The organism is Ralstonia sp. 22111 (assembly GCF_052045895.1).
Taxonomy (GTDB): domain Bacteria; phylum Pseudomonadota; class Gammaproteobacteria; order Burkholderiales; family Burkholderiaceae; genus Ralstonia; species Ralstonia wenshanensis.
This window is the reverse complement of sequence record NZ_JBQEPR010000004.1, coordinates 130,705-153,553: the sequence shown is the minus strand read 5'-3', so window position 1 is coordinate 153,553 and position 22,849 is coordinate 130,705. Positions and strand designations below refer to the sequence as shown.

24 protein-coding genes, 2 tRNA genes and 2 pseudogenes are annotated in these 22,849 nt (G+C 64.4%); 18 read left to right on the top strand and 10 right to left on the bottom strand.

The window, feature by feature from the left end; all coding sequences use genetic code 11:
• The first annotated feature begins 7 nt into the window (after positions 1 to 7).
• The 3 genes from wrbA to ACTJK4_RS12400 are packed head-to-tail and all read left to right on the top strand — an operon-like array spanning position 8 to position 2,409.
• A complete protein-coding gene (gene wrbA, locus ACTJK4_RS12410) occupies positions 8 to 601 on the top strand; it encodes an NAD(P)H:quinone oxidoreductase (RefSeq protein ID WP_260802351.1) in 594 nt (197 codons plus the stop codon).
• Entirely contained in the window at positions 598 to 990 is a 393-nt protein-coding gene (locus ACTJK4_RS12405) for a DUF2069 domain-containing protein (RefSeq protein ID WP_260802350.1), read from the top strand. Before wrbA ends, ACTJK4_RS12405 begins: the two co-directional genes overlap by 4 nt.
• Positions 991 to 996: 6 nt before the next feature.
• Positions 997 to 2,409 carry an FAD-binding oxidoreductase gene (locus ACTJK4_RS12400; RefSeq protein WP_440818032.1) on the top strand — a complete coding sequence of 471 codons (1,413 nt, stop codon included), beginning with the start codon at positions 997 to 999 and terminating at the stop codon, positions 2,407 to 2,409.
• Positions 2,410 to 2,426: 17 nt separating this feature from the next.
• Here the strand turns inward: ACTJK4_RS12400 and ACTJK4_RS12395 are convergent, their stop codons facing one another.
• Entirely contained in the window at positions 2,427 to 2,630 is a 204-nt protein-coding gene (locus ACTJK4_RS12395) for a hypothetical protein (protein WP_440818031.1), read from the bottom strand.
• Between the two features lie 664 nt (positions 2,631 to 3,294).
• On the opposite strand from ACTJK4_RS12395, the gene ACTJK4_RS12390 reads away from it, so the two are divergent.
• Positions 3,295 to 3,371, top strand: a tRNA-Arg gene (locus ACTJK4_RS12390).
• A gap of 168 nt (positions 3,372 to 3,539) precedes the next feature.
• On the opposite strand, the gene ACTJK4_RS12385 is transcribed toward ACTJK4_RS12390, so the two are convergent.
• Positions 3,540 to 4,070, bottom strand: coding sequence for an OmpA family protein (locus tag ACTJK4_RS12385; protein ID WP_440818030.1), 531 nt, complete (start codon positions 4,068 to 4,070; stop codon positions 3,540 to 3,542).
• On the opposite strand from ACTJK4_RS12385, the pseudogene ACTJK4_RS12380 reads away from it, so the two are divergent.
• Together ACTJK4_RS12380 and ACTJK4_RS12375 are read left to right on the top strand one after the other, a co-directional pair.
• Positions 4,043 to 4,312, top strand: a pseudogene (locus ACTJK4_RS12380) (type VI secretion system baseplate subunit TssG); the annotation flags it as partial. The gene ACTJK4_RS12385 and the pseudogene ACTJK4_RS12380 sit on opposite strands and share 28 nt — an antisense overlap.
• A 31-nt stretch (positions 4,313 to 4,343) precedes the next feature.
• Positions 4,344 to 5,165, top strand: a complete 822-nt coding sequence (locus ACTJK4_RS12375) for an ImpA family type VI secretion system protein (protein ID WP_440818158.1) — start codon at positions 4,344 to 4,346, stop codon at positions 5,163 to 5,165.
• Positions 5,166 to 5,309: 144 nt separating this feature from the next.
• Here the strand turns inward: ACTJK4_RS12375 and ACTJK4_RS12370 are convergent, their stop codons facing one another.
• Positions 5,310 to 6,359 (bottom strand): NAD(P)-dependent alcohol dehydrogenase, encoded by a 1,050-nt coding sequence (locus ACTJK4_RS12370; RefSeq protein WP_440818029.1) that lies wholly within the window; start codon positions 6,357 to 6,359, stop codon positions 5,310 to 5,312.
• A gap of 168 nt (positions 6,360 to 6,527) precedes the next feature.
• On the opposite strand from ACTJK4_RS12370, the gene ACTJK4_RS12365 reads away from it, so the two are divergent.
• Positions 6,528 to 7,496: an AraC family transcriptional regulator N-terminal domain-containing protein gene (locus tag ACTJK4_RS12365; RefSeq protein WP_440818157.1), complete on the top strand. Its 969-nt coding sequence runs from the start codon at positions 6,528 to 6,530 to the stop codon at positions 7,494 to 7,496.
• On the opposite strand, the gene ACTJK4_RS12360 is transcribed toward ACTJK4_RS12365, so the two are convergent.
• Positions 7,447 to 7,917 (bottom strand): Lrp/AsnC family transcriptional regulator, encoded by a 471-nt coding sequence (locus tag ACTJK4_RS12360; RefSeq protein WP_012435937.1) that lies wholly within the window; start codon positions 7,915 to 7,917, stop codon positions 7,447 to 7,449. The genes ACTJK4_RS12365 and ACTJK4_RS12360 overlap by 50 nt on opposite strands.
• A 146-nt stretch (positions 7,918 to 8,063) precedes the next feature.
• Between ACTJK4_RS12360 and ACTJK4_RS12355 the strand changes: the two genes are divergently transcribed.
• Positions 8,064 to 9,563, top strand: a complete 1,500-nt coding sequence (locus ACTJK4_RS12355; RefSeq protein WP_440477135.1) for an aminotransferase class V-fold PLP-dependent enzyme — start codon at positions 8,064 to 8,066, stop codon at positions 9,561 to 9,563.
• Here the strand turns inward: ACTJK4_RS12355 and ACTJK4_RS12350 are convergent.
• Positions 9,560 to 10,081, bottom strand: coding sequence for an Lrp/AsnC family transcriptional regulator (locus ACTJK4_RS12350; protein ID WP_440818028.1), 522 nt, complete (start codon positions 10,079 to 10,081; stop codon positions 9,560 to 9,562). The genes ACTJK4_RS12355 and ACTJK4_RS12350 overlap by 4 nt on opposite strands.
• A gap of 145 nt (positions 10,082 to 10,226) precedes the next feature.
• Between ACTJK4_RS12350 and ACTJK4_RS12345 the strand changes: the two genes are divergently transcribed.
• Both ACTJK4_RS12345 and mdeB read left to right on the top strand, forming a co-directional pair.
• Positions 10,227 to 11,243: a 1-aminocyclopropane-1-carboxylate deaminase gene (locus tag ACTJK4_RS12345; RefSeq protein ID WP_440818027.1), complete on the top strand. Its 1,017-nt coding sequence runs from the start codon at positions 10,227 to 10,229 to the stop codon at positions 11,241 to 11,243.
• A gap of 91 nt (positions 11,244 to 11,334) precedes the next feature.
• Complete coding sequence (gene mdeB / locus ACTJK4_RS12340; RefSeq protein WP_440818026.1) at positions 11,335 to 14,034, top strand: alpha-ketoglutarate dehydrogenase; 2,700 nt, start codon at positions 11,335 to 11,337, stop codon at positions 14,032 to 14,034.
• Here mdeB and ACTJK4_RS12335 read toward each other — a convergent pair.
• A pseudogene (locus ACTJK4_RS12335) lies at positions 13,989 to 14,225 on the bottom strand (alanine-zipper protein); the annotation flags it as partial. The gene mdeB and the pseudogene ACTJK4_RS12335 overlap by 46 nt on opposite strands.
• Before the next feature lie 302 nt (positions 14,226 to 14,527).
• Between ACTJK4_RS12335 and ACTJK4_RS12330 the strand changes: the two are divergent.
• On the top strand, positions 14,528 to 14,947 hold the full coding sequence (locus ACTJK4_RS12330; protein WP_232040314.1) for a hypothetical protein: 420 nt from the start codon (positions 14,528 to 14,530) through the stop codon (positions 14,945 to 14,947).
• 22 nt (positions 14,948 to 14,969) lie between these two features.
• Here the strand turns inward: ACTJK4_RS12330 and ACTJK4_RS12325 are convergent, their stop codons facing one another.
• A complete protein-coding gene (locus ACTJK4_RS12325) occupies positions 14,970 to 15,803 on the bottom strand; it encodes an aldo/keto reductase (RefSeq protein ID WP_440818025.1) in 834 nt (277 codons plus the stop codon).
• Between the two features lie 90 nt (positions 15,804 to 15,893).
• Positions 15,894 to 17,129 carry an NADH:flavin oxidoreductase/NADH oxidase family protein gene (locus tag ACTJK4_RS12320; protein WP_232040316.1) on the bottom strand — a complete coding sequence of 412 codons (1,236 nt, stop codon included), beginning with the start codon at positions 17,127 to 17,129 and terminating at the stop codon, positions 15,894 to 15,896.
• Between the two features lie 91 nt (positions 17,130 to 17,220).
• Here ACTJK4_RS12320 and ACTJK4_RS12315 point away from each other — a divergent pair, with 91 nt between their 5' ends.
• Both ACTJK4_RS12315 and ACTJK4_RS12310 read left to right on the top strand, forming a co-directional pair.
• Complete coding sequence (locus tag ACTJK4_RS12315) at positions 17,221 to 17,679, top strand: MerR family transcriptional regulator (protein ID WP_440818024.1); 459 nt, start codon at positions 17,221 to 17,223, stop codon at positions 17,677 to 17,679.
• 401 nt (positions 17,680 to 18,080) lie between these two features.
• The gene (locus tag ACTJK4_RS12310) at positions 18,081 to 18,317 is read left to right on the top strand and encodes a hypothetical protein (RefSeq protein ID WP_440818023.1); all 237 of its coding nucleotides are present in this window, start codon (positions 18,081 to 18,083) and stop codon (positions 18,315 to 18,317) included.
• A 10-nt stretch (positions 18,318 to 18,327) separates the two neighbouring features.
• Here ACTJK4_RS12310 and ACTJK4_RS12305 read toward each other — a convergent pair whose 3' ends face one another.
• Positions 18,328 to 18,969 (bottom strand): LysE/ArgO family amino acid transporter, encoded by a 642-nt coding sequence (locus ACTJK4_RS12305; protein WP_440818022.1) that lies wholly within the window; start codon positions 18,967 to 18,969, stop codon positions 18,328 to 18,330.
• A 74-nt stretch (positions 18,970 to 19,043) separates the two neighbouring features.
• Between ACTJK4_RS12305 and ACTJK4_RS12300 the strand changes: the two genes are divergently transcribed.
• On the top strand, positions 19,044 to 19,940 hold the full coding sequence (locus tag ACTJK4_RS12300) for a LysR family transcriptional regulator ArgP (RefSeq protein WP_440818021.1): 897 nt from the start codon (positions 19,044 to 19,046) through the stop codon (positions 19,938 to 19,940).
• A 4-nt stretch (positions 19,941 to 19,944) separates the two neighbouring features.
• Here the strand turns inward: ACTJK4_RS12300 and ACTJK4_RS12295 are convergent, their stop codons facing one another.
• The gene (locus tag ACTJK4_RS12295; protein ID WP_440818020.1) at positions 19,945 to 20,805 is read right to left on the bottom strand and encodes an MBL fold metallo-hydrolase; all 861 of its coding nucleotides are present in this window, start codon (positions 20,803 to 20,805) and stop codon (positions 19,945 to 19,947) included.
• 101 nt (positions 20,806 to 20,906) lie between these two features.
• Here ACTJK4_RS12295 and ACTJK4_RS12290 point away from each other — a divergent pair, with 101 nt between their 5' ends.
• The 4 genes from ACTJK4_RS12290 to sixA all read left to right on the top strand — a co-directional run bounded on the left by ACTJK4_RS12290 (position 20,907) and on the right by sixA (position 22,822).
• Entirely contained in the window at positions 20,907 to 21,272 is a 366-nt protein-coding gene (locus tag ACTJK4_RS12290) for an ArsR/SmtB family transcription factor (RefSeq protein ID WP_440818019.1), read from the top strand.
• A gap of 2 nt (positions 21,273 to 21,274) precedes the next feature.
• Positions 21,275 to 22,096, top strand: coding sequence for a sulfite exporter TauE/SafE family protein (locus ACTJK4_RS12285; RefSeq protein ID WP_433864567.1), 822 nt, complete (start codon positions 21,275 to 21,277; stop codon positions 22,094 to 22,096).
• A gap of 35 nt (positions 22,097 to 22,131) precedes the next feature.
• Positions 22,132 to 22,208, top strand: a tRNA-Pro gene (locus tag ACTJK4_RS12280).
• Between the two features lie 140 nt (positions 22,209 to 22,348).
• The gene (gene sixA, locus ACTJK4_RS12275) at positions 22,349 to 22,822 is read left to right on the top strand and encodes a phosphohistidine phosphatase SixA (RefSeq protein ID WP_232040324.1); all 474 of its coding nucleotides are present in this window, start codon (positions 22,349 to 22,351) and stop codon (positions 22,820 to 22,822) included.
• Positions 22,823 to 22,849: the final 27 nt, after the last annotated feature.

Genomic DNA, 22,849 nt, shown 5'->3' with positions numbered 1-22,849 from the left:
CTTTGTTATGAAAGATATCCTGGTCTTGTACTACAGCCGTCACGGCAGCACGCGCGCATTGGCCGAAGCCATTGCGCAAGGCATTGAAAGCGTCGACGGCGCCCAAGCGCGGGTGCGCACGGTGCCCGCCGTCTCCACCGTCTGCGAAGTCACGCAGCCCGACGTGCCCGATAGCGGGCCGCCTTACGTCGAAGTACGCGACCTGGAGGAATGCGTGGGCCTGGCGCTGGGCTCGCCCACGCGCTTTGGCAACATGGCTGCACCGCTCAAGTACTTCCTGGATGGCACCACGCCGCAATGGCTGGCGGGCGCGCTGGCCGGCAAACCGGCATGCGTGTTCACCTCCACAGGCAGCATGCATGGCGGGCAGGAAACCACCCTGCTCTCGATGATGCTGCCGCTGCTGCACCACGGCATGGTCGTGCTAGGTCTGCCGTATCAGCACAGCGAACTGCTTTCCACCGATGCCGGCGGCACACCGTACGGGCCGTCACACGTTGCGCATCGCGGCGATACCGCACCGCTTACCGCCCACGAACGCACGCTCGCCACGGCCATGGGCCGGAGGCTGGCGCAGACCGCTCTCAAGCTCGCCGCATGACCCCCGCCAACAACGTCGTCGCCGAATCCCGGGCACTGGCGCTGCTCAGTGCAGGCAGCCTCATCGTATTGATCGTCCTATGCGCCGCGTGGGAGCTGTGGCTCGCGCCCGTGCGCCCCGGCGGCTCGTGGCTGGCGCTCAAGGCGCTGCTGCTGGCGTGGCCGCTGCCCGGTGTCCTGCGCAAGAACCGCTACACGATGCAATGGGCGTCGATGTTCATCCTGCTGTTCTTTACCGAGGGCATCGTACGGGCGACATCGGACGTTGGGCTGTCGCGCTCGCTAGCTTGGGGCGAGGTCGTACTCAGCGTGGTGTTCTTCACCGCAACCATCTTTTACCTGCGCCCGTTCAAGCGCGCTGCGAAAGCCCGCGCCGGCCACGGCACCTGACCCGACATGACTCACGATGCATTCCTGCAAGCCTGCATTGATGCCATCGGTGCAACGCACGTCCTGACCGCACCGGAAGACCAGGCGCCTTACCTCACCGATTGGCGCAAGCGTTTCTCGGGTCGCGCACGCGCAGTATTGCGCCCCGCCAGCGCTGACGAAGTGGCTGCGCTCGTGCGTCTGTGCGGCGAACATGGCGTGCCGATCGTGCCGCAAGGCGGCAACACCGGCTTGTGCGGGGGCGCCACGCCCGACATGGAAGGCAACGCGGTGGTGATCTCGTTGCAGCGCATGCAGCGCGTGCGCGCCGTCGACCCGATCAACAACACCATCACCGTGGATGCCGGCTGCATCCTGGCCAACGTGCAGCAGGCCGCCGCCGATGCGGGCCGACTCTTCCCGCTAAGCCTGGCAGCCGAGGGCAGTTGCACGATCGGCGGCAATCTTTCGACCAACGCCGGCGGCACCGCCGTCTTGCGCTACGGCAACGCGCGCGAATTGTGCCTGGGCATCGAAGCAGTTCTGCCCAACGGCGAACTGTGGAACGGCCTGCGCGGCCTGCGCAAGGACAACACGGGTTACGACTTGCGTGACCTATTGATCGGCGCAGAAGGCACGCTCGGCATCATCACCGGTGCGATGCTGAAGCTGTTTCCCCAACCGCGCGCCAAGGTGACGGCGCTGGCGGCGCTGCAATCGCCGCGTCAGGCACTGGAGTTTCTATCGCTGGCGCAGGGCCACGCAGGGACGCTGCTGACGGGCTTCGAGCTGATGTCGGCGTTTTGCCTGGAGCTGGTGCGCAAGCATTACCCGCAGTTGCGCGTGCCCTTCACGCAGGCATATCCACAATACGTGCTGCTGGAACTGTCCGATCTGGAAAGCGAAGAGCACGCGCGCACGCTGTTCGAATCGCTCATGGAAGACGCGCTCGCGCGCGGCGTGATCGACGATGCGGCGGTGGCGGAATCGGTAGCCCAGTCGCGCGACTTCTGGAGCCTGCGCGAACATATTCCGCTGGCGCAGGCCGATGAAGGCAAGAACATCAAGCACGACATTGGGGTGCCGATTTCGCGCATTGCCGACTTCATTGACATGACCGACCGCGCGCTGGCCGCGGCCTACCCCAACATCCGCATGGTGACGTTCGGCCACCTCGGCGACGGCAACCTGCACTACAACGTATCGCCGCCGGAAGGCCATGCGCACGACGCGTTCCTGGCCAATCAGGACGGCATCAACCGCATCGTGCACGACAGCGTGCATGCGCATGGCGGCTCAATTTCGGCCGAACACGGCATCGGGCAACTCAAGCGCGAAGACAACGCGCGCTACAAGAGCCCCGTTGAACTGGCGGCGATGCGTGCGATCAAGCAGGCATTGGACCCGCGCGGCCTGATGAATCCGGGGAAGGTGTTGTAAGGCGATTCTGCCTTGCTTCAGCCGAACAGCTTCAGCGTGTAGTTCGCCACCGCGAAGAGAACTGTCGCGGCCAGCATCCACAACAGCATGCGCGGTACGCCGCTGGGCGGCAGACGATGATCGCCGGTGTTGGAACGGTCACCGATGCGCCCGCTCTGGGCGCTACGGATGTAAGTGCTACGTGACGACCCTGCCGGGCGTCGTGCATGACGTGTGCTCATTGTGGTTTCCTCCCTGCCCCATGGCTAGCGCCTCGCCCAGCCCCCTGCAGCCATGGCGAAACACAGCAGCCCCATGGATTGCTCCCTGGCTGCCCAAACAAGACTCCCTCTTTTCCCGTCTGGTCCGAACCGAAAAGGCTTCGTCACGCCCGTTTGGCGTGCGTAGGCACGGTGTCCCGCGTCATTGCGCGGAATTTCGAATGAAACGTTATTGTTGTGTGGCACTACCCGACGCCACGAAATGTATCAAAAATCCCCCCAATTGGGGGGTACGTATTTTAGGTATCACCTTTTGGATGATGCGCGGGAACGACGCTTGCGGGCTCGATTAGGGCAAACCCGAAACTCGACCCACGTATGGAGGCAGCCCATGCCCGCTTCGCCTGATCTGACCAAGCGTGCCCACATCACGCCGCCGCAGCCCCCCGAACAGCCCCCGCACCCGCCGCCGGAAATGCCGCCGCCCGACGAACCGGCCCACGACCCGGTGCACGACCCTCAACCCCAAACACCCCCAATCGAACTGCCACCCGGGGAGCTACCACCGGAAATCCCGCCCCAGCACTAGCGCTGCGCAACATCCCATCTGTTAGAATCGCGGCCTCCCAGGTACCCGGAGGCCGCGCGTTTTTGGGTTGCCTGGGCAGCCTGCATGTCTGCATATCTGCCCATAGCTCAGTTGGATAGAGCATCGGCCTTCTAAGCCGACGGTCGGGGGTTCGAATCCCTCTGGGCAGGCCACCGATCCTTATGGATCAAGCACTTACGTTGAGCGTCACCGCGACGATTTAACGAGTGAGCACGGGAAAGTGTGCTCAGGTTGCATCCTTGGCACGTATCCCACGATCTCGACTGACCACCAACGCCACTGCCTCCCCCCACTCGCCGTACAGATTAGCCTCCTTGCCCCTATCGCTGAGGGCCTGTTGGCTGTGAATTTGGCACGCTTTCAAGAACGATCTCCACGCGCCGGTTCAACGCCCTACCCGCGGCGGTGCGGTTATCTCCAACGGGATCTTTCACGCCACGACCAATGATGGACAAGCGGTCCGAGGTGATCCCGCTCTCTTGCAGATGCCGCCCCACCGCCCTGGCGCGTGCGGTTGACAGCGCGAGGTTCGACTCCATGCGATCGCGCGGTCCGGGGGCATCGTCGGTGTGCCCGAGCACGGTGACCTTGCCACGCGTGTCGGCGAGCACGGTGGCAAGCCGGTCAAGCTGGCGCGCGAGCGTCGGCGTGAGATCTGCTCGGCCGGAGGCGAAACCTTCATCGCTATTGAAGGCGAGATAGATTCGATCGTCTTTTGTGCTGATGCCGACCGGGGCCACGCCGGCCTCGGGAGCCAGCGCGCGCGCAATGCGATCCCCCAACGATTCACGCTGCTTGACCAATTGCGCGGACAGTGCCTCCAGACGAGATTGCAGGAAGCCCGTTGCCACCGCATGCGCGGTTGGCCGCCAGCGCTCACCACGTGCGCGAATCGCGCTGCCCGGACGGCATTGCCGCGACGCTGGCCCATTTCTTTGGCGTGCCGGTCCATCTTGAGGAGTTTGTTCTGCACTGGATTGCGGTTGACCCAGACGAGCTTTCTCAATTGGGGCATCCGGGCGCACCCAGCATGATGGGGCAAGGCGCCATGTTGGGCGCGATGGTGCCAGACCGGCAGCACAAATTCCGGCTGGACGGAAGTCGAGCGGGACTGCCGTCGCTTACTGCTGCGCACGCGGGATATTCGTACCCTCGTGCTGCTGGTGCGGAGCCGGGTCCGGTTGGACCAGGCAATTGGCTTGCGGGACGGGCTGGCCATTCTGTGTCGATTGCTTGAGACATGGCCGGAGACCATATACCCGCAAGTGGTGGTGGACGGTGAAGCGGACCCGGCCGTGCGTGCTAACGCACTGGCCGCCTTGGCCGATCCGCTAGGGCTGATGCAAGACGTGCGGGACCTGGCGATCTCAACCAACGGCGCGCTGCGCCTGCGAGTGCGCGACGTCGAGCGATCATTGAGCACTCCACGCGCGGCAGACGCCGTGGCGCCGGAGTCAGTGCGGCACCAGCTCCACGAACTGCGCAAACAAAACGACGCAGTACTGTCCGCGCTGGACGAGGCGCAAGCCTTTGCGTCATCGATCGACTCTTGGGCGCGACATCACCTTCCGGACGACTACCCTGACCTGGGCACCTTGTTGCGACTGCTGGATACGGTGACTGGTGCGTCGCCACCGGCAGCACCTACTGTGATTGCACGTCCGATCTCGGAACGCTCGCCAGCCGCCTCACAAGGCTTGATGGGCACCACCACCGAGGGCCCGGTAGTAACGCCGCTTGATAGCAACCCACCTGAGCCCGTCATGGACCGTAATACCGCCCTTGCCTCCATTCGAACCGCCCGGATCTGGTTTGAGGCGCATGAGCCGAGTAGCCCTGTGGCGCTTCTGCTCGAGCAAGCCGAACGGCTGACCGGCAAGCGCTTTGATGAGGTGTTTCAGGCGATTCCGGCAGACCTTGTTGAACGTTGGGCGCGGGAGCACTGAAGAGCCCCACGTTCACAAAAAGCGTAGGCTGCCCGTCAGTTTGGGTTGTCATGCGAAACCGCACCGGCGCACGATGCACCGCCGGTGCGGCAGTGGGCATCCATCCAACTCGCCCTACACTCCCGTTATGACAGATCAGATCGCTCAACCAGCCAGCGTTGCGCTGTCGATCACGAAGCGGTACTTCACGTCGCCCTTAAGCATGCGTTCGTAGGCGTCGTTGATCTGGTCTGCGCGGATCAACTCGATGTCGGAGACGATGCCGTGCTCCGCGCAGAAATCGAGCATCTCCTGGGTTTCGGGAATGCCGCCGATCAGCGAGCCAGCAAGCGAGCGCCGCTTCATGATCAGATTGAACACGTTGGGCGACGGATGCGGCGTGGCCGGCGCGCCGACCAGCGTCATCGTGCCGTCGCGCTTGAGGAGGGCGAGCAACGCATCCAAGTCATGCGGCGCTGCCACGGTATTGAGGATGAAGTCGAAGCTCTTGGCATGGGCGCCCATCTCGCCGGCATTGCGTGACACCACAACTTCATCGGCGCCCAGCGCCTTGGCGGCTTCGCGTTTGGATTCGGACGTGGTGAACGCCACCACGTGCGCGCCCATGGCGTGCGCAAGCTTGATACCCATGTGGCCGAGACCGCCGATACCGACCACGCCGACTTTCTTGCCAGGGCCGGCATTCCAGTGGCGTAGCGGCGAATAGGTCGTGATGCCCGCGCACAGCAGCGGTGCCACGGCGGCTAGCTGCTCTTCCGGATGCCGAATGCGCAGCACGTAGCGTTCATCCACGACGATCTTTTCGGAGTAGCCGCCGAGCGTCCAGCCCGGTGCATCTGCCGTCGGTCCGTTATAGGTGCCGACCATGCTGTCGCAGTAGTTCTCCAGACCGGCTTCGCACTCTTCACAGTGCCGGCAGCTGTCGACAATACAGCCGACACCAACCAGGTCACCCACCGCGAAACCTGACACGTGCGCGCCGACAGCGGAAACGCGGCCGACGATCTCGTGCCCAGGCACACACGGAAACTGCGTGCCGGCCCACTCCGCACGCACTTGGTGCAAGTCTGAATGGCAGATGCCGCAATACGCAATGTCGATCTGGACGTCGTGCGCACCGGGGCTGCGGCGCGTGATCTGGAGCGGTTCGAGAGGTTTGTCGCCGGCGTGGGCGCCATAGGCATGAATCTGCATGGTGTCTTCCGTGGATTGTTCGTTGACGGATAGGGCATTCTCTTCAGGCCGCCCAAGGAACCGATAGCGCATTCCGCTGGTTTTCTTGCCTGATCCGATGAGCCGCCGCGGTTTTTGTGGTCGGCACGCTGCCCCCGCAGTAAAGTCCGCCAAGGAGGTTTCATTCGCATGACATTGACCGACGACATGCAACGAGAGCGCGACGCGGCACACGCTGTGCTGTCCCGTATCATCGCGGCGCACACGACCGGGCCGGGCGACTACTCCACGCCCATTGGCGACCTCGTTTTCTTTCGACGTGAAACTCCGGCGCCGCCCTCTTTTTGCGTGGTCGAGCCGAGCATCGTTCTCGTGTCTCAGGGCGCAAAGCAGATGCTGATCGGCGGGGAGGCGTATCCGTATGACACGTCGCATTTCCTGATCACGTCGTTGGATCTGCCGGCCGCATCGGAAGTGAAAGTGGCCAGTTGCGAGCAGCCCTGCCTCGGTCTGGTCCTGAAGCTGGATTTGCGCATGCTGGCCGAACTCATCGCGCAAGGAGGCCTGCCGCCGCCACGCGACCGCTCGGTCGGGATGAGCGCGGGGCTCGGCACGGCAACGCCCACCATCCTTGCCCCGTTCACGCGCCTGCTGGCGCTGCTGGACGAGCCTGACGCCATCCCGGCACTCGCCCCGTTGATCCAGCGTGAGATCCACTACCGATTGCTAACCAGCGATCAAGCCGGCCGGCTCCGGCAGATTGCCTCGGTCGACAGCCAGGGCTATCGCATCACCAAAGCCATCGATTGGCTGAAGCAGAACTTCATGCTGCCGCTGCGCATTGAAGCGCTCGCCGCGCGCGTGCAGATGAGTGCGCCGACATTCCACCATCACTTTCGCCAGCTCACCTCAATGAGCCCGCTGCAGTATCAGAAATGGCTGCGCTTGAATGAAGCCAAGCGGCTGATGTTGAACGAACACCTGGACGCAGCGAGCGCGGCATTCAAGGTCGGCTACGAAAGCCCGTCGCAGTTCAGCCGCGAATACAGCCGCCTGTTCGGCGCGCCACCCAAGCGAGACATCGACGGCCTGCGCCACCGGCGCACCCTCAATCCCCCTGCCCCCCATCCCGCACCGGCAAGGCCGTCGAATACTTGATCTGCTCCATCGAGAACGATGAACTCACATCCGACAGCGGCACGGACTTGATGAGGTGCTTGTACACGCGGTCGTAGTCTTCGATGCCCGCCACCGCAACGCGCAGCAGATAGTCCATCTCGCCGCTCATCCGGTAGACCTCCACCACCTCCGGCATATCGCGCACCACCTGCGTGAAACGCTGCGCCCATTTCTCGGTGTGTTGATCGGTGCGCACGGCCACGAACACCGTGGTGCCGACGCCCAGCTTGCGCGCGTCGCACAGCGCCACTTGCGCGCGGATGACGCCCGTGTCCTTGAGCCGCTGCACCCGCTTCCAGCACGGCGTCTGCGAGAGGTTCACGCGCTGCGCAAGCTCGGCGATGGGCAGCGTCGCATCGGCCTGCAGCAGCCTCAGTAGTTCGCGGTCAATGGCGTCCATTTCGGTAGAGAAATTTTCTTCTATAAAGCCTGAATTCTAGGGAACATTTTCTGCCATATCGAGCATTTGCCAGGAAACTTTGAATTAATTTTCTGGGCTGTCCGCCGTATCATTTTCCCTGCCTCCACCGCAGCACAGAACCGAAAATGAGCGACAGCAACACCCTCCACTACCTCGACTACGCAGCCACCACGCCGGCCGACCCTCGCGTGATTGCAGCCATGACCGCCTGCCTGGGCATGGAAGGCGCCTTCGGCAACCCGGCGTCGAGTTCGCATGCGACCGGCCGCGTTGCGCGGAACAAGGTCGAGCAAGCGCGCGAGCAAGTTGCCGCCCTCATTGGCGCCGATGCCGACGAGATCATCTGGACGTCGGGCGCCACCGAATCCAACAACCTCGCGCTGAAGGGCTACGCAGACGCCGCCACCAGCAAGCGCCACCTCATCACGAGTCGCATCGAACACAAGGCCATTCTCGACACGATGGCGAACCTGGCGGCGCGTGGCTGTTCGGTGACGTATCTCTCGCCAACACGCGACGGCGAAATTTCGCCCGACGCCGTGGCCGCTGCGATGACGCCCGACACCGGGCTCGTCTCGCTCATGCTGGTGAACAACGAGCTGGGCACGCTGACCGACGTTGGCGCGATCGCGCAGATCGTGCATGCAGCCGGCGCGCTGTTCCACGTCGACGCCGCACAGGCACTCGGCAAGACGCCGATCGATGTGCGCGCGCTCGGCATCGACATGCTCTCGATGTCTGCCCACAAGGTCTATGGGCCCAAGGGGATCGGCGCGCTGTATGTCCGCCGCGACATCGCCTCGCGCATTGCGCCGCAAATCCACGGCGGCGGCCACGAGCGTGGTCTGCGCTCGGGCACGCTGGCGACGCATCAGATTGTCGGCATGGGCGTGGCGTGTGAATTGGCGGCCGTTGAACTGGAGCACGAAACCGCTCGCATTGGTGCGCTGAGCCAGCGGCTGAAGGCAGCGATGCTCGCCCTCGGCGACGTGGTGCAGAACGCCGACGTGGCTCGACGCATTCCCCACACCCTCAGCCTGACGGTCAACGCGCCGGGCTTCATGCCGATGATGCTCGGCGATGACCTTGCCGTGTCGTCCACATCGGCGTGCAACTCCGCAGCGGGCACACCATCGCACGTGCTGACGGCCATCGGCCTGGATGCCGATGCCGCCGGCCGCACCGTGCGCATCAGCCTGGGCCGCTTTGCGACCGAACAGGACGTCGACTTTGCCGCGGCGTGCTTCCAGCGCGCGATCGCGCAATGCCGCGCTACGGCGTCCAGCGGCTTGACCCCTGCGCCGCAGATCATGCCGGCGGACCTGAAGGCCATCCGCAACGCCGGTTTCCGCTCGGTGATCTGCAACCGCCCGGATGGCGAAAGCATCGATCAGCCCGCCTTTGAAGACATTGCCGCTGCCGCCCGCGAACTGGGCCTGGAAGCGCGCTACCTGCCGGTCGAGCCGAACGGCATTGGCGATGCAGAAGTCGCAGCATTCGGCGCCTTGGTCGACACGCTGCCCAAGCCCATCCTCGCGTATTGCAGGAGCGGCAACCGGGCCGGCATGCTGTGGAACCGTCTGATGGAGCAGCGCAAGGGCCGAGCCTCAGCCTCGCCCGGCTAAGCCACCGGAAGCTCCGTCGTCGACAGCACCTGCTTGAGCACCATGAACGTCCGGATCTGCCGCACGCCCGGCAGATACAGCAGTTGCTCGGCGTGGAGCCGGTTGTAGCCTTCGTTGTCTTTCGTGCGCACGAGCATGAAGTAATCGAATTCGCCCGTGACGACGTGGCATTCCAGGCAACCGGGCACCTTCTGCACCGCCTTTTCAAATGCCGTGAATGATTCCGGCGTCGAGCGATCCAGCACGACGCCGATCATCACCAGCGACCCCAGATCCAGCGCACGCGGATCGAGCAGCGCAACAATCCCCTTGATCAGCCCCAGCTCCTTGAGCCGTTCCACACGGCGCAGGCAGGCCGGCGGGCTGAGGTTCACCTTGGCCGCAAGCGCCACGTTCGAGATGGACGCATCGCGCTGGAGCGCCCTGAGAATCGCGCGATCGGTGCGATCCAAGGCGTGGCGCGCAGAAGCCGCCGACGCGCCAGAATCTTCCTGCAATTTTGTTTCGCTCTTTTTCATTTCCAAGAAATAAATAGATTTCAATTCCGATCTACTACACGTTACGTTCCGGATAGTAGACGATCTTTGCAACCTCATTTCGTAGCGTTCTGCGTACCATTGGTTTCCGACATCCCGCCATTTGCGGCACTGAAGGAGCCACCTCATGAACCTGCAGCGATTTCCCCGTTATCCCCTGACGTTCGGCCCGACGCCCATCCAGCCGCTCAAACGATTGAGCGCGCACCTGGGTGGCAAGGTGGAGCTGTTTGCCAAGCGCGAAGACTGCAACAGCGGCCTGGCCTTCGGCGGCAACAAGACGCGCAAGCTCGAATACCTGGTCCCTGAAGCGCTGGAAGGCGGGTACGACACGCTGGTGTCCATTGGCGGCATTCAGTCGAACCAGACGCGCCAAGTGGCCGCCGTGGCAGCGCACCTGGGCCTCAAGTGCGTGCTGGTGCAAGAGAACTGGGTGAACTACTCCGACGCCGTGTATGACCGCGTCGGCAATATCGAGATGTCGCGCATCATGGGCGCCGACGTGCGCCTCGATGCCGCGGGCTTCGACATCGGGATCCGGCCCAGCTGGGAACAAGCCATGGAAGACGTGCGCAAGCGCGGCGGCAAGCCGTTCCCGATTCCGGCCGGCTGCTCCGAGCACCCGCTCGGCGGTCTGGGCTTTGTCGGCTTTGCCGAAGAAGTGCGCCAGCAGGAAGCGGAGCTGGGCTTCAAGTTCGACTACATCGTGGTGTGTTCCGTCACGGGCAGCACGCAAGCCGGCATGGTCGTCGGCTTTGCGGCGGATGGCCGGGCCGACAAGGTGATCGGCATCGATGCCTCGGCCAAGCCCGAACAGACGCGCGCGCAGATCCTCCGCATCGCGCAGCACACCGCCGAACTTGTCGACCTGGGCCGCGACATCACCGAGAAAGACGTGGTGCTCGACACGCGCTACGGCGGCCCGGAATACGGCCTGCCCAATGAGGGCACGCTGGAAGCCATTCGCCTGTGCGCACGCCAGGAAGCCATGCTCACCGACCCGGTGTACGAAGGGAAATCCATGCACGGCATGATCGACATGGTGCGCAACGGTGAATTTCCTGAGGGCTCGCGCGTGCTCTACGCCCACCTGGGCGGCGTGCCGGCACTCAACGCTTACAGCTTCATCTTCCGCAACGGTTGATGCAGCGCCGCCGCCGCGGCGCATTCGGGCGCGGGCGTGCATCGCGTGATCACGGCCCGCCTTCCCATCCTTCCTTCAGGCAGGACCCGTCATGACGGATTTATCGACAGGAGCCGCGTCGATGCGCTCCCTCGCGCATCGCACCGAAGACAGCGACCCAGGGGAAACCGCCGAATGGCTCGACGCATTGGAAGCCGTCGTCCAGCATGCCGGCACCGCGCGCGCGCAGTTCCTGTTTGACCGTCTGGCGGAGCGCGCCGCAAAGCTGGGCGTCGGCACCGCCCTCGCCCGCGTCACGCCTTACGTCAACACGATCCCCGTTGAGGCCCAGCCGCCGTATCCCGGCGACATCGATACCGAAGAGCGGCTGGCCGCCGCGCTGCGCTGGAACGCACTCGCCATGGTCGTGCGCGCCAACCAGGCCTACGGCGAGCTGGGCGGGCACATCGCCAGCTACGCATCGGCCGCCGATCTGTTCGAAGTCGGCTTCAATCATTTCTTCCGGGCAGACAACGCGGCGCACGGCAGCGATCTCGTCTACTTCCAGCCGCACTCGTCGCCCGGTGTCTACGCACGTGCGTATCTCGAAGGCTTCCTGAGTGAAACGCACCTCCAACACTATCGGCGCGAAATCACCGGGCCGGGGCTGTGCTCGTATCCGCATCCGTGGTTGATGCCCGAGTTCTGGCAGTTCCCGACCGGGTCGATGGGCATCGGGCCAATCAATGCGATCTACCAGGCGCGCTTCATGCGCTACCTGCACAACCGCGGGCTGCTGCAGACCGCAGAACGCAAGGTGTGGGGCTTCTTTGGCGACGGTGAAATGGACGAGCCGGAATCGATCGGCGCGCTATCGCTGGCGGCACGCGAGCGGCTCGACAACATCGTGTTCGTCATCAACTGCAACCTGCAGCGGCTCGACGGCCCCGTGCGCGGCAATGGCCGCATCGTCGACGAACTCGAAGCGCAGTTCACCGGTGCCGGCTGGAACGTCATCAAGGTGCTGTGGGGTTCGGACTGGGATGCCCTCTTCGCCCGCGACCATTCGGGGGCCTTGCTGCGTGCATTCGCGCAGACCGTCGACGGGCAGTTCCAGACCTTCTCCGCCAACGACGGCGCCTACAACCGGGAGCGCTTCTTCGGCCAAAACCCGGAACTTGCCGCGCTCGTCTCGCATTTCAGCAACGAAGACATCGACCGCCTGCGCCGCGGCGGCCACGACGTGCGCAAGCTCCACGCCGCCTATGCCCGCGCGCTGCAGCACAAGGGCCAACCCACGGTGATCCTCGCCAAGACGATGAAAGGCTTCGGCATGGGCAGCGTTGGGCAAGGCCGGATGACGACGCATCAGCAGAAGAAGCTCGATGTCGATCAGCTCAAGGCGTTTCGCGATCGCTTCCGCCTGCCGCTGTCCGACACCGACGTCGAGCAATTGAAGTTTTACAAGCCAGCGCCAGACAGCCCGGAGATGCAATACCTACATGCGCGCCGGGCTGCCCTCGGAGGCTATCTGCCCAGACGGCGGAAGGCGGCAACACAGGCGCTGACCGTGCCTGCGTTGCCATCCTGGGGACAATTCGCGCTGCAAGCCGAGGGGCGCGAGATGTCGACCACGATGGCGATCGTGCGGATGTTCGGCAACCTGCTGAAAGACGACACGCTGGGCCCGCGCATGGTGCCGGTGGTGGCGGACGAGGCGCGCACGTTCGGCATGGCGAGCATGTTCCGCCAGGTGGGCATCTATTCGCCGCTGGGCCAGCAATACGAACCGGAAGATCTGGGTTCGATGCTGTATTACCGCGAAGACACGGGCGGGCAAATCCTGGAGGAAGGCATCTCGGAGGCCGGCGCCATCTCGTCGTGGATTGCCGCCGCCACCGCCTACAGCACGCACGATCTGCCGATGCTGCCGTTCTACATCTACTACTCGATGTTCGGCTTCCAGCGCATCGGCGATCTCATCTGGGCAGCGGCGGACCAGCGTGCGCGCGGCTTCCTGATCGGTGCCACCGCCGGCAAGACAACGCTCGGCGGTGAGGGCCTGCAGCATCAGGACGGCGCGAGCCATCTTGCCGCATCCACCGTGCCCAATTGCCGCGCGTGGGACCCGGCCTTTGCCTACGAGGTGGCCGTCATCCTCGACGAAGGCATGCGCGCGATGCTGGAGCGCCAGGAGGACACGTTCTACTACCTGACGGTGACGAACGAGAACTACGCGCAGCCGTCGATGCCGGAGGGCGACCTGCGCGAGGGCATTCTCAAAGGGATGTATCCGCTGGCACCGCAAAGCATGCCGACCGCGCGCGTGCAGTTGCTGGGCTCCGGCGCCATCCTGGGCGAAGTCATGGCCGCCGCGCAGATGCTCCAGGACGACTGGAACATCGACGCTGCCACCTGGAGCGTGACGAGCTTTTCCGAGCTGCACCGCGAGGCCATCGCTGCCGAGCGCGTTGCCCGTCTGGGCGGCGAAGCCGCGCCTTCGTATGTGGAAACCGTCTTGCGCGCATCGCGCGGCCCCGTCGTTGCCGCCACCGACTATGTGCGCGCCGTGCCGGAGCTGATCCGTGCGCACGTGCCGCGCCGCTACGTCACGCTCGGCACCGACGGCTTCGGCCGCAGCGATTCGCGCCGGGCGTTGCGCGAGTTCTTCGAAGTGGACCGCGCATCCATCGTCATCGCCGCACTGAAGGCGCTCGCCGACGACGGTGAACTGGATCACGCCGTGGTGCGTGAGGCGGTGGCACGCTACGGCAAACACGCCACGATGGCCGACGCGCCCTGGATGCGCTGAAGAACCCGCACTCGCGGGGCTTTTAGCTCGACTCGCGGAGATCGAAGCTCGACGTTTGGAGCTATTTGCTCCGCATGCCGAGCTTTTTGCTCCGCGTGCCGAGCTTTTTGCTCCGCGTGTCGAGCTATTTGCTCCGCGTGTCGAGCTATTTGCTCGGCGTGTCGAGCTTTTTGCTCCGTGTGTCCAGCTTTTTGCTCGACGGTCGAGGCTCAGAACTCGGCCCCCGAGGCTTTTTGCTCGACTGCCCGACCTTTTTGCATCGCGCGTCGCGCTTTGCTGTCGGCGCGTGGCACGCTGAATCGCGGCGTTGGCTGCGGTCGATGCATCGGCGAAGCGAAACAGGCCCTAGCAGGGTCTTCTGAAATCGATCGTGCGGCGGGTTCGGCCAAGGGCGTCTCGTCAGCACCCTTTTTTCGTTTCCAAATGTTACGGCGTGCATCCCGGTCGACTTCGCATAGCGCAAGCAGCGGGGCCGTGCAGTACAGTCCATGCCATGAAAAAAGCCCTCACCTGCCCGTCTCTCGTCCTGCTGGCCTTGCTCGGTGCGTGCGCATCGCACCCGCAACAGCAGCCCGTTGATTCGCCCACCGCCGCTGCGGCAACCACCGACGCCAGCGCAGACAACGGCTGGCAGGTGCTGCGCGCCAACTACATGGCGTGCGTGCAGCGCCAGGCCGATAGCGGCGTGCCGGGCACCACGCAGACGAAGTCCGTGGTCGCCTCCGCGCTCGATGCCTGCGAGGGCGATCTGCGCACCATGCACGACGGTTTCCGCGACCACCTGAGCGCGTCGATGTCTTCATCCGGCGCGCGCAAGGCAGCCGACCGCGTCACCAAAGACACCCGCGAGAAAGCCCGCGTCTACCTGATGGGCTACGTCGACCACGAGCGCTACCTGGCGAAGTCGCGCTGAGCACTTAGCGCGCTTAGGACGCTTAGAGCATCTCCAACGCGCGCGGCCCTTTGGGCGGCGGGAAGATGCTGTCCAGTGTTGCAAGCTGCTCAGCCGTGAGCGTGTGCGACAGCGCGCCGATGTTCTCGCGCAACCGGTCACGGTGGCCGGTCTTGGGAATCGCGATGATGCCGTCGCGCGCCAGCAGCCACGCGAGCGCCACCTGTGCCGGCGTCATGCCGCACGCCTGCGCGAAGTGCACCAGCTTCGGATGCCGAACGAGCCGCGCCTGCTCGATGGGCGAATAGGCCATCACCGGCACACGGCGCTCGCGCAGCCAGGGCAACAAATCCCATTCGATACCGCGCCGGCTGAGGTTGTAGAGCAGCTGGTTGACGGCAATCTGATCGCCGCCGGGCGCGTCCCACCATTCCTCCATGTCGGACAGGTCGAGATTGCTCACGCCGTATTGGCGGATCTTGCCGTCGCGCTGCAGGGCCCGCAGGCCTTCCAATGTTTCTTCGAACGGCACATCGCCGCGCCAGTGCAGCAGGTACAGATCGAGGCGATCAGTGCCGAGGCGGCGCAGGCTGCGCTCGCACGCGGCAGCAATACCGCGCCGGCTCGCGTTGTGCGGATAGACCTTGCTGACGAGAAAGACCTCATCGCGCCGCCCGGCAATGGCCTCGCCAATCAACGATTCGGAGAGGCCTTCGCCGTACATCTCGGCGGTGTCGATCAGGCGCAAACCCAGGTCGAGGCCCAGGCGCAGCGTGGCGATTTCTTCGGCGCGCGTGGCGCGGTCGTCGCCCATGTTCCAGGTGCCCATGCCGAGTGCAGGGACGCGTTCGCCGTTGGGCAGAGTGACGTGTTTCATGTCGTGCTTTCCGATCGGTCAGGCAAAACATGAATCTACAAGAGACGCGGCGCACCGTTAAGGCCGCGCCCGTCCGGTCAGAAAATACGGCTAGCGCGCCTGACGTTGCGCCGCCCACCGGCGATAGCGCCGCGACTGGCAGGCCGCGGCCAGTTGCTGTTCGATCAGCGCCCGCAGGGGCGACACGCCGGGGGCCGTCGTGCGCCCCTTGCTCAGCCGGCTGAGCTGGAACTTGACGACAGCCATGTTGGCGAGTGCGCCCAGCGCCTTGTTCTTCCATGTGATGGGCTGCAGCACCGGCGCGCTGTTCTTGCCGCCCGCCCAGTCGCGCGGCAGATTGGGGTCGATGGACAGCGCAGTCGCAATGCCGACCATATCGACACCGCTGTCGACCACCTGCTCCGCCACCGCCCGGCGCCGGATGCCGCCCGTGACCATCAGCGGCATGCGCGCAATGGCAGCAATGTCGCGCGCAAATTCCAGGAAATACGCTTCGCGGGCGAGCGTGCGGCCGTCGCGCGCCTGCCCTTGCATGGCGGGCACTTCATAGCTGCCGCCGGACAGTTCCACCAGATCGACACCCAGCGGATTGAGCAACTCGACCACCTGCTTTGCATCGTCCGGGCTGAAGCCGCCGCGCTGGAAATCGGCGGAGTTCAGCTTGACCGCCACCACAAACTGCGGCGACACAGCGGCGCGCACGCTGCGCACAATATCGAGCAGCAGGCGCGCGCGGTTCTCGATCGGACCGCCCCACTGGTCCTGCCGGAGGTTCGAAATAGGTGAAAGGAACTGGCTCAGCAGGTAGCCATGGGCTGCGTGGATCTGCACACCGGTGAAGCCGCTCTGCTCGGCCAGTTGCGCGCTGCGCGTGAAGCGCTGCTGGACTTCGCGGATATCCGCCTCAGTCATCTCACGCGGTACCGGGAACTGCTTGGACAGCGCGCCAAGCGCGAGGGGAACCGCCGACGGCGCCAGCGTCGGTTGCCCGAGCGATGCCGGCATCTGGCGCCCCGGATGGTTGATCTGGACCCACGCATGCGCGCCATGCGCCCGCGCGACCTGCGCCCAGCGGCGGAAGCGCTCCAGATGCGCGCCGTCTTCCAGCACGACACCGTTGGGGCCGGTCATGGCGCGGTGGTCGACCATCACGTTGCCGGTCAGGATCAAGCCGGCGCCGCCTGCGGCCCACGCTTCATACAGGCGCAGCAGCGCGTCCGACGGCGCGTGATCGGCATCGGCCATGTTTTCTTCCATGGCGGCTTTGGCCAGGCGATTCGGGATCACCGCGCCGTTGGGCAGAACGAGGGGCGTGAAGAGCTTCATGGGTGGCATCCCCTATCGGGATTCGACGTTTGACGACACCTGAACCCTAAGCTTAAAGTCAACTTGAATGTCAAGCCTGCGGAGCACGCACATGAAGATTGGTGAATTGGCCCGCCTGAGCGGCGTGGCCGCCTCCCGCATCCGGTTTTATGAAGCCAGCGGCCTGTTGCAGCCGGCTGAGCGGCAATCCAATGGGTATCGGGAATACGCACTAGAATCCGTAACGCGGCTGGAGATCATCCTGCGCGCGCAAAGCGCGGGGTTCTCGCTCGAAGAAATTCGCGCCCTGCTGCCCGGACACCAGGGCGCGTGGCCACGCGAAGAACTGCTGCTGGCCCTACGCCGCAAAGTGGCGGAAATTGATGTGCTTGAGCAGCACCTGGCGCAAAACAAGCGCGACCTGCTTGCGCTCATTCGCGAAGTCGACCATGAGGCCGACGGTGAAGACTGCGCCGAACGCGCCCGCCGCGTCTTCGACAAGATGAACATGCGACCGCTCAAGCAGCCCGCTGCAGAACCGCCGACGCGCCCGGCAAGAAAGCGCGGCTGAGGCGCGCGACTATTCCGAGACGCGCTCGAACGTGTCGGCGTTCGTCATCGCTGCGTGCGGCCAAGCCCGCTGGCCCTCGCCAGCTTCCCGACCAGGTCGTCATCTCGACTCCTCGCCTCCATGTCGTGCTGAATGCGCCATAGGCAGCGAAACACATACGTGTTCGTGGGCGCCGCATCGCGGTCTCGGGAATGGCAATTGCGTCCTCCCCCGCGCCCGACGCTGAAAATGCCGGCGTCAGAGCCAAAGGAAACGCACTTCAGATCGTCTGACAGCACTCCGCAGATCGGCTGTGGGCACCTTCCGATGCAGGCCATGCAGTAGCGCTTGCACACGGCCTTGTACAAACGCCATCCGCGCGACAAAACGGGCGCCGCCCCATACCAATCAAGCTGGAGACAATGATGCTGAGCCCCCACGAAATCGCGACGCTGGTTTTGGTATGTGGCGACTCGCAGCCGCGCGATCTGGATACGGTGGACGTTGAAACGCTGCTGGCACTGCAACTGCTCACGCTGGAACGCCCTAGCCCGGGGGTGACCGCGCCGCGCGTGACGCTGCAGGGGCATGCGTTGTTGAAATCGCTGGGTGTGCTCCGTGTGCGCAAGGGCATGCAGACGGCGGCGGCGTTACGGTAACGGAATCGACTCAAACCCCGCCCAGCGCATGACGCAGCAGCAAGGCAGACAGCACCAGCATCGTCACGCCAATCAACCCGTCCAGCACCTGCCATGCTCTCGGCCGGGCAAACCAGGGCGCGAGCCAACGCGCACCAAACCCCAGCGTCACGAACCAGAACAGGCTGGCCGAACCTGCACCCGCCACAAACCAGCCACGCAATGCCGCGGCCTGCTGAGCGCCAATGCTGCCCACGAGCAACACCGTATCTAGATAGACGTGCGGATTGAGCAACGTAAAAGCCGCCGCCTGTGCCAACGCCGCGCCTCGGCTGAGACCATCGCCATCTGCGGCGGCCCGTAACCGGCTGGAATGCCGTGCGCGCCGCAGTGCCTGCAACCCGTACAGCAGCAGGAATGCGGCACCCGCCAACGCAAGAATGCGCGCGAGACTGGGCCGCTCGCCCAATGCGTGCGCCATGCCAAGCACGCCCGCCAGGACCAGCAGCGCATCCGCCATCGCACAGAACAGCACCACGCTGCCCACGTGCTCACGGCGCAGCCCCTGGCGCAGCACGAACGCGTTTTGCGCGCCAATGGCCACGATCAGCCCCAGGCTCAGGGCCAAGCCCTGCAGGAACACGGAAGAGGAAGTCGCAATCGATGTTGTCATGCGCGCAGCTTGCCGGTCCGGCTTGATGAAGACAAACTATCTTTCCTTCATCCAATTCAGTTTTACTAATCTTTGTGCTCGACTATTCCGCTTTGGCGGCTTTGGCTGCCGTCATCCGAGAAGGCAGCTTCGAGCGGGCTGCCCGCGCACTCAATGTCACGCCATCGGCCATTTCGCAACGGATTCGGTTGCTGGAAGAACGCGTTGGCTGCGCGCTCGTGGTGCGTGATCAGCCGTGCCGCCCGACTGAAACCGGCCGGCGGCTGTGCCAGCACGTAGACCGCGTTCGCCTGCTCGAACAGGAACTGCAAGGCGCGTTGCCGACACTGGCACCAGAAGGTGTCGCCCGCGTTGCGCTGCCGATTGCCGTGAACGCGGACAGCCTGGCGACCTGGCTCGCGCCGACCATCGCCACGTTCGCAGCAGCACATCCGGTGTTGATGGAGGTGGCGGTTGACGACCAGGATCACACCAGCGAATGGCTGCGCAGCGGCGCCGTGCTGGCTGCCGTGACGGCCACGGCGCGGCCGACCACAGGCTGCAACAGCCGCCCACTCGGAGCCATGCGTTATCTGGCTGCGGCCAGCCCGGCTTTCGTGCGCGAACATTTCGCAGACGGCGTCGGCGCAGGTTCGTTGGCGAAGGCGCCCTGCCTCGTGTTCAACACGAAAGATGCGCTGCAGGCAACCTGGGCAAGGCGCCTGTGCCATCGGCATGTAGAAATGCCGCGCCATCTGTTGCCGTCGTCAAAGGCGTTTGTGACCGCGGCCGTGGCCGGCATGGGATGGGGGCTGCATCCGCATGCGCTGATTGCGCAGCATCTTGAAGACGGCTCGCTCGTCGAGCTGGTGGCGGATACGCCGTTGGACGTTCCGCTGTATTGGCAGCATGCGCGGGCGGCATCCGCGCTGCTGGATGAATTCAGCCGCCAGGTCTTGAGCGCCGCGCGTGCCGCGCTGCTCGCGCCCTGACCGGTTACAGCGCGTTCAGCGGAATCTTGAGGTACTGCACGCCATTCGGCTCGGCCGGGGGCAACATGCCCGCGCGAATGTTCACCTGGATGGCTGGCAGCATCAGCGTGGGCATGCCGAGCGTGGCGTCGCGCTGCGTGCGCATCTGCACGAACTCAGCCTCGGTCACGCCATCGCGCACATGAATGTTGGCGCGGCGCTGCTCGGCCACTGTTGTGTGGCAGATGGCTTCACGGCCGGCGGGCGGATAGTCGTGGCACATGTAGAGCTGCGTGTGCGGCGGGAAATCCAGCAGGCGGCGGATCGACTGATACAACGTGCCCGCGTTCCCACCCGGAAAATCGCAGCGCGCCGTGCCCACGTCCGGCATGAACAACGTGTCGCCCACAAACACTGCATCGCCCACCTGATACGCCATGTCTGCCGGCGTGTGACCCGGCACGGCCAGCGCCTTGGCTTCCAGATTGCCGATATGGAACACCTCGTCGGGCGCGAACAAATGATCGAACTGCGAGCCATCGAGCAGGAATGAGGGCTCGAGATTGAAGATCGGCTTGAACACACCCTGCACGACGCGAATGCGCTCCCCGATGGCGATGCGCCCGCCGAAGCGCCCCCGCAGATACGGCGCGGCCGACAGGTGATCGGCATGCGCGTGCGTCTCCAGCAGCCATTCGATGCGCAAGTCCTGCGCTTCGATGAACGCGGCAACGCGGTCGGCTGAGCGGGTCGTCGTGCGGCCCGATTTCGGGTCGTAGTCGAGTACCGAGTCGATCACGGCGCAGGCCGTGCCGGGGCCCGCGTGCACCACGTAGGTCATGGTGCAGGTATCGGCGTCGAAAAAGGATTCGATCTGGGCATGCATGGTGAACGTTCCCGAACAATCTATATTTTTATAGAATATCGCCTGACATTCTGTCTGCCAATAGTGCAAACAGCGCGAACAGAAACCTCGACGGCGCCCCGATGAGTCATTCCACTGCCAGTCCCGATGTTGTGCCGCTGCCCGCGGCGGCCATTTCCATGCTGCGCGCCTCGGCCTCGCAGGCGTGCGCCGTGCTCAAGGCCATGGCCCACGAAGACCGTCTGCTGCTGCTCTGCCAACTCACGCAAGGCGAGCGCAATGTCGGCGAGCTGGAGGCACTGGTCGGCCTGCGTCAGCCCAGCCTGTCGCAGCAGTTGGGCGTGCTGCGTGACGAGGGCCTTGTCACCACGCGGCGCGAAGGCAAATACATCTACTACCGGCTCGCCAGCTTCGAGGTCATCCAGATCATGCAGACACTCTCCGAGCTGTACTGCGGCAAGGTCTTGAAGAAGATGGCGGGACAATGATCATGTCGCCAATCGAAGCGGGCTGGATCATCAGCGCGGGGCTGGGCTCTGTGGTGGGGCTCATTCTGGCGCTGACGGGCGCGGGCGGGGCCATTGTCGCGGTGCCGCTGCTGATCTTCGGATTGCACCTGTCGGTGCAGCAGGCTGCGCCGATTGCACTGCTGGCGGTGGGACTGTCCGCCGGGCTGGGCGCGATGCTCGGCTTGCGGGAAGGCAGGGTTCGCTACAAGGCCGCCGGGCTGATGGCGCTATGCGGCGTGGTGATCTCGCCGTTCGGCATCTGGGTTGCGCACCGCGTGCCGAACACGCCGCTCACGCTGCTGTTTGCAGTGGTGCTCGCCTACGTGGCGCTGCGCATGTTTCGGCAAGCACGCGCCGCGCCATCGACCGAACCCCAGCCAAGACGATCCGCACCACCCTGTCACCTTGATACCACCACGGCCAAGCTGGTCTGGACGCTGCCGTGCGCGCGTGCATTGGCCGCGTCGGGCGTGGGCGCAGGCTTCCTGTCGGGATTGCTTGGTGTGGGCGGCGGCTTTGTCATCGTGCCCGCATTGCGCCGCGCGACCGATCTGCCGATGCAAACCATCGTCGCCACCTCGTTGGCGGTCATTGCGCTGGTGTCGACGGGCGGTGTGGTCGCCTCGGCCATTGGCGGGCATGTCGATTGGCATATCGCGCTGCCGTTTGCGGCCGGCGCGTTGACGGGCATGCTGGTGGGCCGGCGCTTTGCGCGGCGTTTGGCGGGGCCTGCCCTGCAGCAAGGATTCGCTGCATTTGCGGGCGCCGTGGCGCTCGGCATGATTGTCCGAACTCTGATTTGACCGGCGTGTTGCGAAAGCGGTACAATCGCGGTCTTCGGGGCGTAGCGTAGTCTGGTAACGCGTCCGGTTTGGGACCGGAAGACCGCGGGTTCAAATCCTGCCGCCCCGACCAGAATTGAGCAGCAAACAAAAACGGCTTACGTTGACCACGTAGGCCGTTTTTGTTTTGGCGCGGTTCGGTGCAGCTCGTGATGTCATCTGACGATGCTATAAAGACAGCATCCGCATCCAGGCAATGCCGCTCACTTCTCCATGAACCTCATCCTGTGGCGCCACGCTGAAGCCGAAGACGTGGCCGCATCGCTGCGCATCCAGCGCAACACCGATCTGCAGAGAGAACTCACCAAGCGCGGTCACAAGCAAGCCGAGAAGATGGCCAACTGGCTGCGCCCCCGCTTGCCGGACGGCACACTCGTGCTCGCCAGCCCTGCCGTACGCACGCAACAGACCGCGCGCGCCCTCACCGAGCATTTCCAGACGCTGACCGCGCTTGCGCCCGGCGCCGATGTCAGTGCGATCCTTGACGCGTTGGACTGGCCCTCGAATACGAACCTGCTGCTGGTCGGCCATCAGCCGTGGCTGGGCCGTCTTGCCAGCTTGCTCATCGCAGGCACGGAGATGGACTGGAGCGTGAAGAAAGCCGGCGTATGGTGGCTGTGCCGCCGCATGCGCGAAGACGAAGCCCAGACGGTGTTGCGCGCGGTGGTCAATCCCGATCTCGTGTGACACATCGCCCTCGTCACAGCATCGCCA

Bases quoted from the DNA above. Each gene is read 5' to 3' on its own strand.
- wrbA (WP_260802351.1), top strand. From the start codon at position 8: ATGAAAGATATCCTGGTCTTGTACTACAGCCGTCACGGCAGCACGCGC.
- ACTJK4_RS12405 (WP_260802350.1), top strand. From the start codon at position 598: ATGACCCCCGCCAACAACGTCGTCGCCGAATCCCGGGCACTGGCGCTG.
- ACTJK4_RS12400 (WP_440818032.1), top strand. From the start codon at position 997: ATGACTCACGATGCATTCCTGCAAGCCTGCATTGATGCCATCGGTGCA.
- ACTJK4_RS12395 (WP_440818031.1), bottom strand. From the start codon at position 2,630: ATGAGCACACGTCATGCACGACGCCCGGCAGGGTCGTCACGTAGCACT.
- ACTJK4_RS12370 (WP_440818029.1), bottom strand. From the start codon at position 6,359: ATGCAGATTCATGCCTATGGCGCCCACGCCGGCGACAAACCTCTCGAA.
- ACTJK4_RS12365 (WP_440818157.1), top strand. From the start codon at position 6,528: ATGACATTGACCGACGACATGCAACGAGAGCGCGACGCGGCACACGCT.
- ACTJK4_RS12360 (WP_012435937.1), bottom strand. From the start codon at position 7,917: ATGGACGCCATTGACCGCGAACTACTGAGGCTGCTGCAGGCCGATGCG.
- ACTJK4_RS12355 (WP_440477135.1), top strand. From the start codon at position 8,064: ATGAGCGACAGCAACACCCTCCACTACCTCGACTACGCAGCCACCACG.
- ACTJK4_RS12350 (WP_440818028.1), bottom strand. From the start codon at position 10,081: ATGAAAAAGAGCGAAACAAAATTGCAGGAAGATTCTGGCGCGTCGGCG.
- ACTJK4_RS12345 (WP_440818027.1), top strand. From the start codon at position 10,227: ATGAACCTGCAGCGATTTCCCCGTTATCCCCTGACGTTCGGCCCGACG.
- mdeB (WP_440818026.1), top strand. From the start codon at position 11,335: ATGACGGATTTATCGACAGGAGCCGCGTCGATGCGCTCCCTCGCGCAT.
- ACTJK4_RS12330 (WP_232040314.1), top strand. From the start codon at position 14,528: ATGAAAAAAGCCCTCACCTGCCCGTCTCTCGTCCTGCTGGCCTTGCTC.
- ACTJK4_RS12325 (WP_440818025.1), bottom strand. From the start codon at position 15,803: ATGAAACACGTCACTCTGCCCAACGGCGAACGCGTCCCTGCACTCGGC.
- ACTJK4_RS12320 (WP_232040316.1), bottom strand. From the start codon at position 17,129: ATGAAGCTCTTCACGCCCCTCGTTCTGCCCAACGGCGCGGTGATCCCG.
- ACTJK4_RS12315 (WP_440818024.1), top strand. From the start codon at position 17,221: ATGAAGATTGGTGAATTGGCCCGCCTGAGCGGCGTGGCCGCCTCCCGC.
- ACTJK4_RS12310 (WP_440818023.1), top strand. From the start codon at position 18,081: ATGATGCTGAGCCCCCACGAAATCGCGACGCTGGTTTTGGTATGTGGC.
- ACTJK4_RS12305 (WP_440818022.1), bottom strand. From the start codon at position 18,969: ATGACAACATCGATTGCGACTTCCTCTTCCGTGTTCCTGCAGGGCTTG.
- ACTJK4_RS12295 (WP_440818020.1), bottom strand. From the start codon at position 20,805: ATGCATGCCCAGATCGAATCCTTTTTCGACGCCGATACCTGCACCATG.
- ACTJK4_RS12290 (WP_440818019.1), top strand. From the start codon at position 20,907: ATGAGTCATTCCACTGCCAGTCCCGATGTTGTGCCGCTGCCCGCGGCG.
- ACTJK4_RS12285 (WP_433864567.1), top strand. From the start codon at position 21,275: ATGTCGCCAATCGAAGCGGGCTGGATCATCAGCGCGGGGCTGGGCTCT.
- sixA (WP_232040324.1), top strand. From the start codon at position 22,349: ATGAACCTCATCCTGTGGCGCCACGCTGAAGCCGAAGACGTGGCCGCA.